The sequence below is a fragment of the Tatumella sp. JGM118 genome (genome assembly GCF_018257515.1).
Classification (GTDB): domain Bacteria; phylum Pseudomonadota; class Gammaproteobacteria; order Enterobacterales; family Enterobacteriaceae; genus Tatumella; species Tatumella terrea.
The window spans coordinates 317,559-334,874 of sequence record NZ_JAERJR010000001.1 but is presented as its reverse complement, the minus strand read 5'-3'; the positions used below and the strand labels follow the sequence as shown (position 1 = coordinate 334,874).

Genomic DNA, 17,316 nt, shown 5'->3' with positions numbered 1-17,316 from the left:
ACCCTCCCCGGGCCGGATGCATCCGTTAATGCATAATCGCAGTAAAACTGAATGCACAAATCATCAGTAATGCGACAACCGTGGTGGTCAGTGCCAGTTTAAGATCAGTATCCATTCGCTCCCCCTTATAAGCACAAAAACTGTGTGGACATTATTATAATTACCATACTGTTGCGCAAAAATCTCGTTTTATTGGCGTGACCTTGCTAGAATTGCCGCCCTTCGTTGCGCAACGATGATGCGTGCTGAAATTTCGAGCGCGATTATCGTCCCGTCACAGGTCAATCGTCCCCCCTACATCACGAACGATTGCCTGAGTTCGGGCAAACGCAAACGATTAACTCGGCCAGCACAGAATAATGATAAACCCGGAGTAAGTATTGAATGGCAACTATTAAAGATGTGGCGAAACGCGCAGGGGTTTCCACCACTACCGTTTCACATGTCATTAATCAGACCCGCTTTGTTGCGGAAGACACCTGCAAGGCTGTCCGGGAGGCAATTAATGAATTGCATTATTCCCCGAGTGCCGTCGCCAGAAGTCTGAAAGTGAATAACACCCGGACCATAGGACTGCTGTCGACGTCCCTGGAAGCCCCCTATTTTGCAGAGATCATCGAAGTTATCGAGAAAAAATGTTTCGAGAACGGTTATACCCTGATCCTCGGAAATGCCGATAATGATCTGAAAAAACAGCGTGCTTACCTGTCGATGATGGCCCAGAAACGGGTGGATGGTCTGCTGGTGATGTGTGCGGAGTATCCGCAGGACTTACTGGATATGCTGGAACAGAGCCGCAATATTCCGATGGTGGTCATGGACTGGGGCGTTTCCCGGGGCGATTTTACCGATACCATTCTGGACAACGCTTTCCAGGGCGGATATATGGCCGGACGCTATCTGATCGAACGGGGTCACCGTGATATCGGCTGTATCCCGGGGCAGATGGAACGCAACACCGGAGGCGGACGCCTGTCTGGCTTCCTGAAAGCATTACAGGAAGCCGGTATCACCCTGCGTGACGAATGGCTGGTACAGGGCGATTTTGAACCGGAGTCCGGCTATCAGGCCATGCAGCAGCTGCTTGCGCAACCCCAACTGCCGACCGCGGTGTTCTGCGGCGGTGATATTATGGCGATGGGTGCCATCTGTGCTGCCGATGAACAGGGATTACGCGTCCCGCAGGATATATCGATCATCGGCTATGATAACGTGCGCAATTCACGTTACTTCACCCCGGCGCTGACCACTATCCATCAGCCGAAAAGCGAACTGGGTGAAAAGGCACTGGATATGTTGCTGGACCGCATCGTCAATAAACGCGAGGAGCCTCAGACCATTGAGGTTAATCCACGGCTGATTGAGCGCCGTTCGGTGACGGATGGGCCTTTTGTCGATTATCGTCGCTAAGCGCCACGTTTATTCCCTCAGCCACTCCTGATTCAGTGTGTCAGTATCCCCGAGGTAGTCGAGGATCCAGCGTAAGGCCGGTGAGCTACGTTCACCGGCCCAACTGACGCAACAGGGGCTTTCCGGAAACGGGGCGGGTAACTGTAATTCTCTGGCCTCGCCGCGGGATAGCAATGGTCTGGCCAGATGGCCCGGCACCATGGCGACGCATAACCCGGCCCTGACGCAATCGAGACCGGTTTGCCAGTCCGGCACCGGCATACGCCGCTGATTGTCCAGTGACCAGGTGGTACGCCGGGGTAATGCCCTGGACGTATCTTCCAGCATCAGTGAGGGCCAGGCACGCAGTTTCTCTTCTCCCGGCGGCTCCCCCGTCGCCAGAGGGTGGCCGGCACTGACAATACAACGCCAGTTCAGGTGCCCCATATCCCGGAAGTCAAACCGTCCGGTCACCGGCACGGCACGGGTTGCACCGATAGCCATATCCACCCTGCCATCGGCCAGCGCATCCCATACACCATTAAACACTTCTTCACTGATGTGCAGTTCAATATCCGGAAAATGGCGATAAAAGTCAGTCACCAGTTGCTGCATACGTTGCGGTTTAACAATCCTGTCCACGGCGATACTGACCTGTCCACGCCAGCCGTTCGCCAGTTGCTGACACTGACGACGGGTAGATTGCATTTTTTTGATAACCCCCCGGCTTTCACGGATAAAATGTTCCCCGGCCGGGGTGAGGATCACATCCCGGTGATGACGCTCAAATAAGGGAACCGCCAGCCATTCCTCAAGCTGCCTGACCGTGTAGCTAATGGCCGACGGCACGCGATGCAGCTCTCTTGCCGCCGCACTGAAGCTGCCATTCCTTGATACCGCATCCACCACTTCAAGTGCATATTCAGACCACATAATGACCTTTCAAAATTTTTAAACGTTAATCGCAAATATTACCGATTCACAACAGGCAATGCACCCTTTTACACTTTGCGCGAAATTTTTATCAGAGGAGATGTCATGAGGCATCCGGTGTTATTTTTAATTTATCTGGCATTACTCAGTATGCTGGGCTTTCTGGCCACAGACATGTATTTACCGGCCTTTGGTGCAATGAAACAGGACCTGGGTACCAGTGCCGGGGTGATCAGCGCCAGCCTGAGCCTGTTTCTGGCCGGTTTCGCCTGCGGCCAGCTACTGTGGGGGCCCCTGTCTGATGTGATCGGCCGTAAACCGGTACTGTTGTGCGGACTGGGAATTTTTGCCGCCAGTTGTCTGGCCATGCTATGGGTAACCTCGCCGGTGATGTTACTCGCCCTGCGTTTTATCCAGGCTATCGGCGTCTGTGCCGCGGCTGTCAGCTGGCAATCACTGGTACTGGACCACTATCCGGCCTCACGCAGTCAGAAGATTTTTGCCACCATCATGCCTCTGGTCGCGCTTTCACCGGCACTCGCCCCGTTACTCGGCGCCTGGCTGCTCGCACATTTCCACTGGCGTTCGGTTTTTCTGGTACTGACGATGGTAACCGTTGCACTGATGGCTTCAACGCTGTTTTTGCCGGCCGCCTCACGTGAACCTGACCGTGCTGCGGCAAAAAAGCCAGTGAAAGTCCGCTTTACCGATCTGCTGGCCGATCGCGCCTACCGTGGCAATGTACTGATCTATTCGGCCTGCTCCGCCAGTTTTTTTGCATGGCTGACCGGTTCCCCCTTTATTTTATCGGCACTGGGCCTGACACCGGCCGACATCGGGCTGAGTTATATTCCGCAAACAGTGACATTTCTCATCGGCGGATTCGGCTGCCGGTTACTGATGAACCATTTCAATGCCGCACGCCTGCTTCCCTGGTTGCTGGCGCTGTATGCCGTGAGCATTATTGCGACGATGGCGGCCGCCTATTCCGGACAGGCATCATTACTGACATTACTGTTACCCTTCTGCGGCATGGCGATGGCGAACGGCGCTATTTATCCTGTCGTGGTGTCAGCGGCTCTGCAGCAGTTCCCGTCCGCCAGTGGCAAGGCTGCGGCACTGCAAAACACCTTACAACTGGGCCTTTGTTTTGTGTTCAGCCTGATTGTCTCCGGACATCCTGAGCAACCGCTTATGACCACGGTGACCGCGATGGGGGTGACCGTCATACTGGCCCTGGCCGGTTACTTGCAGCAAAAACGCACCTGATCCCCCGCACTCCCCCTCTGTGACGGTCTGCTAAGGATAAAATTTATTTCATCCTTAGCAGACTAATCCTGATCATTGAACATTCTGTTCGCACGGCATATAATCACCCTGGTGACAAAATATTAAAATAAGTCACTACATTTATAATAAAATTTAATGTGCTCTCACGGCATATGCGCATTTTTCGATATTTACACTATCCTCTGCTTTGTCTTTAATTATAAATACACGTTTTTGTGAGTTTACTCACGGACCGGTGAAAGTTGGCTATTCTTTCTTCAGGTTCAAACAGAACAGGTGATAATAAGCGTATGAGTTCATCATGTGTAGCAGAAGTGGGCCTCAAGGAAAATCATTGGTATCGTATCGCCACTGAGATGCTGGCGATGGCGGATATCACCATTAACGGTGACCGGCCCTGGGATATCCGGGTAAAAAACCCTGATTTTTTTAAGCGGGTTTTACAGGAAGGTTCTCTCGGGTTGGGCGAAAGCTATATGGATGGATGGTGGGAATGTGAAAGACTCGACCAGTTCTTCTACCGGGTATTAAAAAACAAACTCGATAAGCAATTACCTCACCATTTTAAAGACACCCTGCGCATCGCTACCGCCCGCCTTAAAAATCTGCAGTCTAAAAAACGTGCCTGGATTGTCGGAAAAGAGCACTACGACCTGGGGAATGACTTATTCAGTCTGATGCTCGACCCGTATATGCAGTATTCCTGTGGTTACTGGAAAGAGGCAACCACCCTGGAAGCCGCGCAGGAAGCGAAACTGGATATGATCTGCCGCAAACTGGAACTGAAACCCGGCATGACCCTGCTGGATATCGGTTGTGGCTGGGGCGGGTTGTCTGAGTTTGCCGCCCGCCATTACGGCGTCAGCGTCCACGGAGTGACGATTTCGGCAGAACAGCAGAAAATGGCCCAGGAGCGCTGTAAAGATCTGGACGTGACTATCCTGCTTCAGGATTATCGTGACCTGAACCTTTCTTTTGATCGCATTGTTTCGGTCGGCATGTTTGAACACGTTGGGCCTAAAAATTATGCCACCTATTTCGATGTTGTCGCCCGTAACCTGAAACCGGATGGTATCTTCTTATTGCATACCATCGGTTCAAACCATACTGACCTGAACGTTGACCCGTGGATTGATAAGTATATCTTCCCGAACGGTTGCCTGCCTTCGGTGATGCATATTGCACAGACCAGCGAACCGCATTTCGTGATGGAAGACTGGCATAACTTCGGCGTGGATTATGACACCACCCTGATGGCCTGGTACGAACGTTTTCTGGAAAGCTGGCCACAGCTGGAAGGCAATTATGACGAACGTTTCAAACGGATGTTCACCTATTATCTGAATGCCTGTGCCGGTGCTTTCCGCTCACGTGATATTCAGCTATGGCAGGTCGTATTCAGCCGCGGGATCGATGGGGGGTTACGCGTCGCACGTTAATCTGTGTAAGCGTCAAAGAAAAATGCAGCCTGCCAAGGCTGCATTTTTTTTAGCTTAATGGCAGAACGTTGTCCGTCAATTCTCTGGCCGCCAGAACCCGCTCGACGGTGTCCACAATGGCCTGAGTATTCGGATCTATTTCAATGTTGACGCGGCTGCCGATCTTCTTCACCCCCAGCAGAGTGCGCTGCAGAGTTTCCGGGATCAGGTGTACACAGAACTTATTACCGACGACATCCCCGAGGGTCAGGCTGCAGCCATCGATACCGATAAACCCTTTGTGTAATACATATTTACTGAGGGAGGCGTCCTGCAGTTTAAACCAGACTTCTTTGTTGTTTTCTGAACTGATAATTTTAACGATCTCTGCGGTCGTCATGATATGACCGGACATCAGATGGCCGCCAATCTCATCAGAAAACTTTGCGGCCCGCTCAATATTGACCAGGCTGCCGACCGTGACGTCATTAAGGTTAGTGACGCGCAGGGTCTCTTTAATCAGATCAAAACTGACCCGCTCTCCGTCAATCGCCGTCACGGTGAGACAGCATCCGTTATGCGCCACCGAAGCCCCCGTTTCCAGACCGTCTAACCATTCCGGCGGAAACCTGAGTGTATGGGTGCGGAACAGAGGTTTCTCTTCCACGGCAACGACTTCAGCCATCCCCTGAACAATACCGGTAAACATATAAGATCTCCCTTAGAATTTTATTCAGAGTATCACAGAGGTTTGCTGCTGTTTATGGGTAAATGCGGCGTTAGCATTATCCACGTCCCCCGTTTCTCCGGTTGCTAAGTTTTCATACACCGTTACACTAAGCGTCGAAAAGGATGTTCTCTTCCATTGCTTCAATTCTTTAACAGGTGTATTCGTGCAGAAGTATTTTACAGAAGCGCGCCAGTTGCTGGGGCTCGCGATCCCCGTGATCCTGGCTCAGGTCGCACAAACCGCGATGGGGTTTGTGGATACCATCATGGCAGGCTCGGTCAGTGCCACCGATATGGCGGCCGTCGCCATCGGGACGTCCATCTGGCTGCCGGTGATCCTCTTTGGCCAGGGATTACTGCTGGCACTGACGCCGACGGTTGCTCATCTCAACGGGTCCGGACGACGCAACAAAATTATCTTTCAGGTACATCAGGCTATCTGGCTGGCCGTATTTTTGTCGATTCTGACTATCATTATTCTGTGGAATGCCGGTCTGCTGCTTCGTCACCTGTCGGATATAGACCCGCAACTGGCCGACAAAGCGGCCCGCTATCTGCATGCACTGATGTGGGGTGCACCGGGGTATCTGTTATTTCAGGTATTACGTAATCAGTGTGAAGGACTTTCCCGAACCAAACCCGGGATGGTGCTCGGTTTTATCGGGCTGCTGTTTAACATTCCGCTGAACTATATCTTTATCTACGGTCACTTCGGCATGCCGGCACTGGGAGGTGTGGGATGCGGAGTCGCGACGGCCTCGGTCTACTGGGTGATGTTCCTGGTGATGCGTTATTGGGTAAAACGTATGCCTGCCCTGAAGGATGTGAATCATCTCGAGGTTCGCTCTGCCCCGGACCGCAAAATCCTGATGCGTCTGTTCTGGTTAGGGTTACCTGTCGCGCTGGCACTGTTCTTTGAGGTGACATTGTTTGCGGTGGTGGCTTTACTGGTCTCGCCGCTGGGGATCGTCGATGTGGCAGGTCACCAGATAGCCCTGAACTTCAGCTCACTGATGTTTGTACTGCCGATGTCCATGGGGGTCGCGGCGACGATCCGTGTCGGTTACCGGCTGGGCCAGGGTGATGCCGCAGAAGCAAAGGTTGCCGCCTGGACGGCTCAGGGGGTGGGGATTTGTCTGGCCTGTGTCACCGCCTTTTTCACTATTATTTTCCGCCACGACATTGCGCTTTTATATAACGATGACCCACCGGTCGTGTTATTAGCCGCACATCTGATGTTGCTGGCCGGCATCTATCAGTTTTCCGACAGCGTCCAGGTGATCGGCAGCGGTATTCTGCGCGGCTACAAAGACACCCGCGCCATCTTTTTTATTACCCTGGTGGCCTACTGGGTGCTCGGCTTGCCTGGCGGGTATCTGCTTGCGCTGACCGATGTGGTGGTCCCGCGCATGGGACCGGCCGGTTTCTGGTGTGGCTTTATTATCGGGCTGACGGCAGCAGCCATCATGATGATCTGGCGGATAACGCGGATCCAGCGTTTACCGGCGTCGGTCATTTTGCATCGCTCGGCTAAATAATCGCTTCCGGGGCTGTATTTTCAGGCCCCGGGTGATTAAAAACAGTCCGTATAGCACAGTTGCTGCACAGTCAGCATGAAAAATCAGTTTTTCCGCTTGCCAGCAACCCCGAGTGCCGCTAATATTCGTCCCCGCTGTCAGGCAGATTGATAGCAAAAGCGTTCTTAGCTCAGTTGGTTAGAGCACCACCTTGACATGGTGGGGGTCGGTGGTTCGAGTCCACTAGAACGCACCAGTGCGTCCGTAGCTCAGTTGGTTAGAGCACCACCTTGACATGGTGGGGGTCGGTGGTTCGAGTCCACTCGGACGCACCATACTTTTTCTCCTCTGTTTCTGATTTACATCACTGTAATCCACCGTTATTCCCCCCCGATTGTTCTGCGTTTCAGTTACTATACGTTCTCCTGCATCATGCTCTCTCAGTGTTTACACCGACAGCTTATGGAAACCTCTTTATGCCGAAACGACTGACTATAAAAGATATCGCCCGTCTCAGTGGCACCGGAAAATCCACGGTTTCCAGGGTGTTAAACCAGCAGGGTGACGTCCATCCCGAGACACGTAAGCGTATCGAAGCGGTCATTGAGCAATACCAGTTTATTCCGTCACGTCCGGCCCGTTCGATGCGGGTGAAAGAAAGCCGGGTGATTGGCATCATTGTGGCAAGGCTTGATTCCGCCGCAGAAAATCAGGCCGTCAGTGCGATGCTGCCTCTGCTCTATCAACATGGCTATGATGTGCTTATTCTGGAAAGCCGCTTTAGTACCGATAAAGTCGTTGAACATTTAAAGGTACTGACACAACGTGAAGTGGATGGAGCCATCCTGTTCAGTTTTACCGGGCTGACGGCGGCGATGATCGCCGGCTGGGAAAGCCATATCGTTCTGATGGTCCATCCCTGCGAGGGGTTTTCATCCGTCTGTTATGACGATGCCGGGGCAGTTCAGATGCTCGCCGATCATCTTTTTCAGCAGGGGCACCGCCGGATAAGTTACCTGGGGGTGAATGAAAGCGATAAAACGACCGGTGAAGACCGCTACCGGGCCTATCTCGCGGCCTGCGAACGACTCTCCCTCCCCCCGCTCGCCTCTCTTGGCACACTGGAATACCACAGTGGCTATACCCTGGCCGGTGAGGTGTGCCGCGACGGAACGAGCGCGGTGATCTGTGCCACGGACTCGCTGGCGCTGGGGATTTATAAATATCTCGGTGAACATCCCGAACACAAGATTACCGTCGCCGCTATCGGTAATACGCCGCTGTTAGGGTTCCTTTTTCCGGCGGTGATCACGCTGGAATTTGGCTATGCCAATGCCGGCGAACTGGCGGCCAGACAACTGCTCGCCCACCTCACCCACACTGCCCCTGCCCGCACTTACCTGTTGACTGGTCAGCTGAATACGGATATTGCCGGTTAATTACACATATTTTGTGATCATGACTCCATTTCCGGGAACGTTCCCAACACAGCCACTGACAAATTGATTATGCTCTGCTCCGGGATAAGTTATACCCCCTCACGTGTGACTTTCAGGGACAACCCCAAGGACTTCCCATGAAAAATACAGATAAGCAGGTCATTGATAATCTTATTAAATATTTAGGTGGTCGCGGGAATATTCTTAGCGTGACGCACTGTATTACCCGCCTGAGACTGGTGTTAGGTGATACCCGGTTGGCCAGTGTGACCGACCTGGAAAATCTGCCGATGGTCAAAGGCTGTTTTACCAATGCCGGGCAGTTCCAGGTGGTCATTGGCCCGGAAGTCGGCGATTACTATCAGGCGTTGATCACCACCCTCGGACGACAGGGAGACGACCGGGAAAGTCAGCGGGAAGCCGCACGTAATAATATGTCTTTTGGCGAAAAAGCCCTTTCTCATATCGCCGATATCTTTTTTCCGCTGTTACCCGCGCTGATAAGCGGCGGACTGATCCTCGGCTTTCGTAATGTCATCGGAGATATTCCTTTTGCTGACGGCAGAACGCTGGCGCAGACCTCTGTCGTCTGGCAGACCCTTTATGACCTGCTGTGGCTACCCGGTGAGGCCATTTTTATGTTCTTACCGGTCGCCGTCTGCTGGTCTACGGTGGTCAAAATGGGTGGGACGCCGGTGCTCGGTATCGTGCTCGGGATCACCCTGGTTTCACCGCAACTGATGAACGCTTATCAGCTGGGGCAGCAACTGCCGGAAGTCTGGGATTTTGGCTGGTTTTCCGTGCAAAAGATCGGTTATCAGGCACAGGTCATCCCGTCGGTCCTCGCCGGTATGGCACTGGCATTGATAGAGCGTCAGTTACGTAAAATCGTCCCGGCAGCGCTCAATATGGTGATCATTCCGGTCGTTTCTCTGCTGGTCGCGATCCCTCTGGCCCACGGCCTTATCGGCCCATTCGGCCGTATGCTGGGCGATGGCGTTGCCTGGGCTGTGAGTCTGGTGATGACCGGCAGTTTTGCACCGGTGGGCTCAGCCATTTTCGGCTTCCTGTATGCCCCGCTGGTGATCACCGGGATCCATCAGACCACCCTGGCCATTGATATGCAGATGATCCAGAAACTGGGCGGTACCCCGGTATGGCCACTGATTGCGCTATCCAATATCGCGCAGGCCTCTGCGGTACTGGCCATCATACTGATCCGCCGGACGCCGAAAGAACGGGGTATCGCCATCCCGGCCGCGGTGGCTGCCTATCTCGGTGTCACTGAACCGGCGATGTACGGGGTCAATATCAAATACCGCTATCCGATGCTCTGCGCCATGATTGGCTCTGCGCTGGCCAGTCTGCTGTGTGGCCTGAATCATGTGCTGGCCAACGGGATTGGGGTGGGTGGACTGCCGGGCATTCTCTCTGTGAAGCCTGAGTTCTGGCCGGTCTATTCCGTAGCCATTCTGATAGCCATCGTCGTGCCGCTGGTCCTGACCCTGATCCTGGCACGTTATTTTACCCATAAAGCTCTCGCTGCCCGCCCCGCTGCTGTCGCGACATCTGTCACTGAATAATATTGATCAACGAAGGTTGCCGGAATGGAACAAACATGGACGCAGGACAAGGTTGTTTATCAGATTTACCCGAAGAGTTTTCAGGACACCACCGGTAACGGTACCGGTGACTTGCAGGGCATTATTTCCCATCTCGATTACCTGCATTTTCTGGGGGTTGATATCCTGTGGCTGACCCCGGTCTACCCTTCCCCGCAGGTAGACAATGGCTATGACGTGGCTGATTATTGTGCTATTGACCCGCGCTACGGCACGATGGCCGATTTTGATCAACTGGTCGCGGAAGCGCACCAGCGTAACCTGAAGGTGATGATGGATATGGTGTTTAACCATACCTCCACGCAACATCCGTGGTTTATTCAGGCCTGTGACCCGCAAAGCCCTTATCATCTTTACTATATCTGGCGGGATTCCCCGCCGGATGTTCCCCCCACAAACTGGCAGTCGAAATTCGGCGGCCCGGCCTGGCAATGGCAACCGGAATGTGGTCAGCACTATCTGCATTTATTCAGTAAGGAGCAGGCCGACCTTAACTGGGAATATCCGCCGGTCCGGGAAGCCCTGAAAGATGTCTGCCGCTTCTGGGCGGCCAGAGGAGTAGATGCCCTGCGGCTGGATGTCGTGAACCTGATCTCAAAACCGGAACAGTTTGGGGACGACCCGGGCGGCGACGGGCGACGTTTTTATACCGATGGTCCGCGGGCCCATGAGTTTTTACAGGAAATGAACCGGGAGGTTTTCCGGCCATTAAATCTGATCACCGTCGGTGAGATGTCCTCCACCAGCCTGCAACACTGCCAGCAATATGCCTCCTGTGATAATACTGAGCTTTCGATGGTATTTAATTTCCACCATCTCAAAATCGATTACGCTAACGGTGATAAATGGACGCGGATGGCACCCGATTTTATTGCCCTTAAGCGGATTTTCGCCCACTGGCAATCGGGGATGCATCAGCGTGCTAACGGTGCCCTTTTCTGGTGTAACCATGATCAGCCCCGCGTGGTCTCAAGATTAGGCGATGAGGGCACCTGCCGTGAAGTCTCGGCGAAAATGCTGGCGATGGTGCTGTATGGTATGCAGGGCACGCCTTACCTGTACCAGGGCGAAGAGATTGGGATGACCAATGCCGGTTTCACCGACCTGCGACAGTACCGTGATGTGGAAAGCCTGAATATCGCCGGGATACTCCGTCGTCAGGGCCACAGTCAGGAAGAGATCCTCGCCATTCTTGGTGCGAAGTCGCGGGATAACAGTCGTACACCGATGCAGTGGGACGATACTCCGCAGGCCGGCTTTACGACAGGCACCCCCTGGCTGGACTGTAATGTTAATTACCGGCAGATCAATGTGGCGGCCGCACTAAGAGACCCGAACTCCGTGTTGTACTGCTATCGTTCATTGATCCGGTTGCGTAAGCAACTGCCCCTTCTGCAGTACGGTGACTATCATGACCTCGCCCCGGACCGCCCGGATATCTGGTGCTATTGCCGCTGCTGGCAGGGATACCTGCTGCTGGTGGTGGCCAACCTCACTAACAAGCCGTGCGACTGGCAGCCGCCCGTATTTGACCAGCAAGGGACTTATTCGCTGATCATCAGTAATGCACCGGAGACTCCCCGAACGCCCCGGCCCGGGCCGTTAAGTCCCTATCAGGCTGCCTGGTGGCTGTTCACCCCGGGCCCGCCTGCCGGACACTGAAAGGATAACCCACCCCCGCGGGCTGGCCGGGGTCCGGCCCGCGTTACTACGGCATGATGCTGTACATTAACAGGAGATCCATTATGACTACTCAAGGAAGAGTCGCAGCAACACTGACGTTGCTGGCTGTCGTCTCTGTACCCTCCGCCTACGCTCTTGATTTCCATGGATATGCCCGCTCCGGTATTGGCTGGAGTACCCGCGGCGGTGAACAGCAATGTTCTGCTGTGACCGGCGGCGGAAGCAAATACCGCCTGGGCAACGAATGTGAAACCTACGCCGAACTGAAACTGGGCCAGCAGGTCTGGCAGCAAGGCACCTCCGGCTTTTATTTTGATACTAACCTGGCGTATGCCGTTTCTCAGCAGGCTGATTTTGAAGCCGTGTCTCCGGCGTTACGGGAAGTCAATATTCAGGGGGATAACCTTATCGGCGCCTTACCGGGGGCAAAACTCTGGGCCGGGAAGCGATTTTATCAGCGCCATGATGTGCATATGATCGATTTCTATTACTGGGATATTTCCGGCCCCGGTGCCGGACTCGAAAATATCGACACCGGCTGGGGTAAAGTCTCTCTCGCCGCCACCCGTAACAGTGAAGCGGGCGGTGCGCAAGGTTATATAGATAATGAACATAAGGTTAAAGACGCCATCACAGATACGTTCGATCTTCGTCTGGCCGGGATCCCCCTCGGGAAAGCGGGGACCCTGGAGCTGGGGGTGGATTACGGCCGGGCCACTGCCAGTGACGGGTATCATTTATCCCCGGACGCCAGTAAACAAGGCTGGATGACGACCGCTGAGCATACTCTGGAAACCGGCGGAGGCTACAATAAGCTGGTGCTGCAATATGCGACCGATGCCATGACGTCATTAAGAAATGGTCGTGGAGAAGGTGCTTCCGCGGAGAATAATGGCCGGATGGTCAGGATAATCGACCATGGGGCCTATGACCTGCAAGGCAACTGGCGGATGATGTACGTCGCCATGTTGCAGGATACCCGGCGGGATAATGGTAATGGCTCACGCTGGTTCACCGCCGGTATCCGCCCGATGTATCAGTGGACTCCGGTAATGAGCACCCTGTTTGAAGCCGGCTATGACCAGGTCAAATCCCAGCGTACCGGACAGCAAAACCGTCAGATAAAACTCACCCTGGCTCAGCAGTGGCAGGCCGGAAGCAGCATCTGGTCCCGTCCGGCGCTGCGTTTCTATGCCACCTATGCCAGCTGGCGTGAAAAATGGGGATATGCGCCGGAAGACATGCCGGGAAGGGTCAGCGGGCTGGCTTACAACGATACCGGCGCCCTTAAATTCAGCCGTGGCAGTAATGATGAAGTGAGCGTCGGAGCACAGATGGAAATCTGGTGGTAATACCTTTCCGGTAAGGACGCGTTCAGCGGAAAAGCCCCGGTTTTCACCGCTGAACGCCCGATAATACCGCAGTCGGCGTTGTAATGACCGGTGTCTGTCAGGAAAATACCCGGGGTCAGGTCAGAAGTTGTGCAAACCCGATTATCTGTTGCGCAATATCATTATATTGCCGGTACGTCATGGGCGGGAACCGAATTATGTTTGGTTTCCGTTCACTTAGTGACTATACTGATCCTGTTGTCCACTTGAATGGTTTCCGCGAATAACGTGATAAGAATCCTGACTTACAGAGTTTGCGCAACATCCCAATCCGGCCCTGATATGCGTCGTCAGGTTAGCGACGTCAACGATGGCGTCTGCCCTTCTTATCTCCGTTATCGCCCCGGTAACGCATTATTATCTGAGTTACAAAATTATCTGAATCACAAATTCCCGTCATCGGCAGAGATATCCGGTGGCCCGTGTTTCCTAAATTCATTACAACTTGTAGATAACCCGTCATGAAAAAAACCAAAATCGTCTGTACTATCGGTCCTAAAACTGAATCCGAAGAGATGCTGAAAAGCCTGCTTGATGCGGGTATGAATGTGATGCGTCTTAATTTTTCTCATGGTGATTATGCCGAACATGGCCAGCGTATCGCGAATCTGCGCGCAGTGGTGGGTAAGACCCGGCACAATGCCGCTATTCTGCTGGATACTAAAGGCCCTGAAATCCGCACTATGAAGCTTGAAGGCGGAAACGATGTTTCACTGCAGGCGGGACAGACGTTTACCTTCACAACCGACCAGTCGGTCATCGGTAACAATCAGCAGGTCGCCGTGACTTATGCCGGCTTTGCCGCTGACCTGGCTATCGGTAACACCGTACTGGTCGATGATGGCCTTCTCGGTATGGAAGTGGTTGAAGTGACGGAAAACACCGTCGTCTGTAAAGTGCTGAACAACGGCGACCTCGGTGAGAACAAGGGGGTTAATCTGCCAGGCGTTTCTATTCAACTGCCGGCACTGGCCGAAAAAGACAAACGCGACCTGATTTTTGGTTGTGAGCAGGGTGTCGATTTTGTCGCGGCCTCCTTTATCCGTAAACGTTCCGATGTGCTGGAAATCCGCGAGCATCTGAAACAACACGGTGGCGAAAATATTCAGATCATCTCCAAAATCGAAAACCAGGAAGGCCTGAATAACTTCGATGAGATCCTGGAAGCTTCAGACGGGATCATGGTTGCCCGTGGTGACCTCGGTGTTGAGATTCCGGTCGAGGAAGTTATCTTCGCTCAGAAGATGATGATCAAAAAATGTAACAAAGCCCGCAAACTGGTGATCACCGCGACTCAGATGCTGGACTCAATGATCAAGAACCCGCGCCCTACCCGTGCAGAAGCCGGTGATGTGGCCAACGCCATCATCGACGGCACCGATGCGGTGATGCTGTCCGGTGAGAGTGCGAAAGGAAAATATCCTCTGGAAGCCGTTACCATTATGGCCACCATCTGTGAACGTACGGATCGCGTGATGGGAAGCCGTATTGATGAGCTGAAAGAGAGTCATAAGTTACGCATTACCGAAGCGGTGTGCCGTGGCGCGGTAGATACCGCAGAAAAACTGCAATCATCGCTGATCATCGTCGCGACCCAGGGCGGTAAATCTGCGAAATCTATCCGTAAGTACTTCCCGGGTGCGACCATTCTGGCGTTAACCAACAACGAAACCACTGCCCGTCAGTTGCTGGCGACTAAAGGTGTGGAAACGCATCTGGTGGAGAAAATTAACTCGACGGATGACTTCTACCGCATCGGAAAAGAGATTGCATTAAGCGCCGGTTATGCCCAAACCGGGGATGTGGTGGTGATGGTTTCCGGGGCTTTAGTCCCGAGCGGAACCACAAACACGGCGTCAGTCCACGTTATTTAATCAATAACTTTATCAAGGCACCTTCTCCGGTGCCTTTTTTTATTCCTTTTTATTTTAAATAAGAACTTAAAAAAATAAAAAACGACTAAAAAACCTAATTTAAATTAAGGTAAATCCGATTAAATTCCTGTATTTCTGTTAAAAATTTTATCAAGGAATATTAATCGCTGTTTCTTTGAGCGAATAGGTGAATTTAAGCATCTTCTCATAAAAAATATATTCTCAACACAAAAAACTTTGTGTAATACTTACCGGGCTACATGGAGATTAACTCAATCTAGAGGGTAAAATAATGAATCGTACTAAACTGGTACTGGGCGCGGTAATTCTGGGTTCAACTCTGCTGGCTGGTTGTTCTAGCAACGCTAAAATCGACCAACTGTCAAGCGATGTTCAGACTCTGAACACCAAAGTTGACCAGCTGAGCAACGACGTGAACGCGGTGCGTTCTGACGTTCAGGCTGCTAAAGACGACGCAGCTCGCGCTAACCAGCGTCTGGATAACCAGGCTCACGCATACCGTAAGTAAGCGTTCTGGTAATGAAAATGGTGCCCCCGGGGCACCATTTTTTTTGTCATTTCGTTAGCCGCACGTCTGCGCCGGGCTTTCCGTGGCTCATGCCAGGCAACTCCATGCTTCATGCCACTGTCGATTAGACAGCTAAAAGCGGCTCTTTCTCCCACTTGTCTGCCCCCCGCTGCTCCCCCGGCCCAGCCTGAGGGTTACCGTTATCATTTTTGACTAAGCTCTCGCGGTTGCAACGGTCAGAGGCTGTTACAAATCGTGTTTACTCAACCTCTCGCGCCCCGTTCAACCAATGATCACTCCCGTATCGCTGTTCCGGTAAATACCGGTAACCCTTATGCCTGCCGGTTCTCTCCGCGGAGGCCTGTGCCCGTTACCGCTTATCTGAGTTATCAACGGCTCTGCAAACCATCCCCTTTGCTATCACCGTTCTGTCCTGCTAATACCGGTAACCCTTAAACCCGCCGGTTCTCCCGGGGAAGCCTTTGCATGTTACCGCTTATGGAGTTATCAACGGCTCTGCATAATCATCCCCTTTGCTGTCACCGTTCTGTCTCGGTAATACCGGTAACCTCTATCCACGCCGGTTCTCTCCGCGAAGCCCTGTGACTATCACGGTTTATCTGAGTTAACACCGGCTCTGCATAACCATCCCCTTTGCTATCACCGTTCTGTCCTGCTAATACCGGTAACCCTTATGCCCGCAGGCTCTCTCCGGGGAGGCCTTTGCCTGTTCCCGCCGATTCTCCCGGGGAAGCCTGTACCGGTTACGGTTTATCAGAGTTATCAACGGCTCTGCGGCAAGGGTTTTCGCCGGTCTTTCGGTCCGGCGATGGCGGGTTGCTCCGAAAGCCGTGCCCCGGAAGGGGTAACGTACTTCCCCCTGGCTCTGCTCCGCCGCTACCCCCGGTAACCACTATCGCCGGAAAGAGAGAGTGATGGGATACCGGTCTGCGGCCTCTTTTACCCATCGTTTTTCGTTAATGAACAGTTTTTGTTAAAAAACCACTTTCCCTCTTGCCTTCCCACCGCTATAGGTATGATAATGATTATCATTACTAATAAAGGAGCCCGGTATGATCTCATTTTCAGGCTGGCTGGAACTGCACCTTGAGGAATATCACCAGGCACTGAATACCATGTGCACAGAGTTCCACCTCAGTAAATCTGCACTGAAGCATTCAGACAGTTCGCCGACAAGGCTGCGGGAATTTAATGATCTCTGCCTGAGTATGGCCGACAGGTGCCATCAGCAGGGAGATGATGAAAGGTATGTTGCTCTGTTACTGGAACTGCACCAGCAGCTGATCAGCGAAATGGCTGATGAACAACGTGAGACAATGTTTCGTTTACAGGCGCTGCAACTGGCACGTGAGTCTCTCGGCCGGTTGAGTCATGTCCTGATGCAGGAAGGTGAATGGGAACAGTTTTGTGGTCTTCAGGAGCAGTTTTTCTGTTATGCAGAGCTTTTACCCTGACCGGGAGCAGAGGAACCCTATGTTCCT

Annotated in this window: 14 protein-coding genes and 2 tRNA genes; 13 read left to right on the top strand and 3 right to left on the bottom strand. The window is 52.9% G+C overall.

What is annotated here, in order from left to right:
* Positions 1–25: 25 nt before the first annotated feature.
* Positions 26–115 (bottom strand): YnhF family membrane protein, encoded by a 90-nt coding sequence (locus JK223_RS01540; RefSeq protein ID WP_212712449.1) that lies wholly within the window; start codon positions 113–115, stop codon positions 26–28.
* A 269-nt stretch (positions 116–384) separates the two neighbouring features.
* Between JK223_RS01540 and purR the strand changes: the two genes are divergently transcribed.
* Complete coding sequence (gene purR, locus JK223_RS01535) at positions 385–1,410, top strand: HTH-type transcriptional repressor PurR (RefSeq protein WP_212712448.1); 1,026 nt, start codon at positions 385–387, stop codon at positions 1,408–1,410.
* Positions 1,411–1,419: 9 nt separating this feature from the next.
* Here the strand turns inward: purR and punR are convergent, their stop codons facing one another.
* Positions 1,420–2,322, bottom strand: coding sequence for a DNA-binding transcriptional activator PunR (gene punR, locus JK223_RS01530; RefSeq protein ID WP_212712447.1), 903 nt, complete (start codon positions 2,320–2,322; stop codon positions 1,420–1,422).
* 105 nt (positions 2,323–2,427) lie between these two features.
* Between punR and punC the strand changes: the two genes are divergently transcribed.
* Positions 2,428–3,591, top strand: coding sequence for a purine nucleoside transporter PunC (gene punC / locus JK223_RS01525; RefSeq protein ID WP_212712446.1), 1,164 nt, complete (start codon positions 2,428–2,430; stop codon positions 3,589–3,591).
* A gap of 311 nt (positions 3,592–3,902) precedes the next feature.
* Entirely contained in the window at positions 3,903–5,051 is a 1,149-nt protein-coding gene (gene cfa, locus JK223_RS01520; protein ID WP_212712445.1) for a cyclopropane fatty acyl phospholipid synthase, read from the top strand.
* Positions 5,052–5,100: 49 nt separating this feature from the next.
* Here cfa and JK223_RS01515 read toward each other — a convergent pair whose 3' ends face one another.
* Positions 5,101–5,739: a riboflavin synthase subunit alpha gene (locus tag JK223_RS01515; RefSeq protein WP_212712444.1), complete on the bottom strand. Its 639-nt coding sequence runs from the start codon at positions 5,737–5,739 to the stop codon at positions 5,101–5,103.
* Positions 5,740–5,923: 184 nt separating this feature from the next.
* Here JK223_RS01515 and JK223_RS01510 point away from each other — a divergent pair, with 184 nt between their 5' ends.
* The 10 genes from JK223_RS01510 (at position 5,924) to JK223_RS01465 (ending at position 17,289) form a co-directional block, all read left to right on the top strand.
* Positions 5,924–7,297 carry an MATE family efflux transporter gene (locus JK223_RS01510; RefSeq protein ID WP_212712443.1) on the top strand — a complete coding sequence of 458 codons (1,374 nt, stop codon included), beginning with the start codon at positions 5,924–5,926 and terminating at the stop codon, positions 7,295–7,297.
* Positions 7,298–7,455: 158 nt separating this feature from the next.
* A tRNA-Val gene (locus JK223_RS01505) sits at positions 7,456–7,532 on the top strand.
* 2 nt (positions 7,533–7,534) lie between these two features.
* Positions 7,535–7,611: transfer RNA gene (locus JK223_RS01500), tRNA-Val, on the top strand.
* 141 nt (positions 7,612–7,752) lie between these two features.
* Positions 7,753–8,715, top strand: coding sequence for a trehalose operon repressor TreR (treR, locus tag JK223_RS01495; protein WP_212712442.1), 963 nt, complete (start codon positions 7,753–7,755; stop codon positions 8,713–8,715).
* A 137-nt stretch (positions 8,716–8,852) separates the two neighbouring features.
* Positions 8,853–10,298, top strand: coding sequence for a PTS trehalose transporter subunit IIBC (treB, locus tag JK223_RS01490; protein ID WP_212712441.1), 1,446 nt, complete (start codon positions 8,853–8,855; stop codon positions 10,296–10,298).
* A gap of 24 nt (positions 10,299–10,322) precedes the next feature.
* Entirely contained in the window at positions 10,323–11,999 is a 1,677-nt protein-coding gene (locus tag JK223_RS01485) for an alpha,alpha-phosphotrehalase (protein WP_212712440.1), read from the top strand.
* Positions 12,000–12,082: 83 nt separating this feature from the next.
* On the top strand, positions 12,083–13,372 hold the full coding sequence (locus JK223_RS01480; protein ID WP_212712439.1) for a maltoporin: 1,290 nt from the start codon (positions 12,083–12,085) through the stop codon (positions 13,370–13,372).
* Positions 13,373–13,872: 500 nt separating this feature from the next.
* Complete coding sequence (gene pykF, locus JK223_RS01475; protein WP_212712438.1) at positions 13,873–15,285, top strand: pyruvate kinase PykF; 1,413 nt, start codon at positions 13,873–13,875, stop codon at positions 15,283–15,285.
* 292 nt (positions 15,286–15,577) lie between these two features.
* Entirely contained in the window at positions 15,578–15,814 is a 237-nt protein-coding gene (locus JK223_RS01470) for a major outer membrane lipoprotein (protein WP_025901922.1), read from the top strand.
* Between the two features lie 1,073 nt (positions 15,815–16,887).
* Positions 16,888–17,289 carry a hypothetical protein gene (locus tag JK223_RS01465; protein WP_212712437.1) on the top strand — a complete coding sequence of 134 codons (402 nt, stop codon included), beginning with the start codon at positions 16,888–16,890 and terminating at the stop codon, positions 17,287–17,289.
* Positions 17,290–17,316 lie beyond the last annotated feature (27 nt).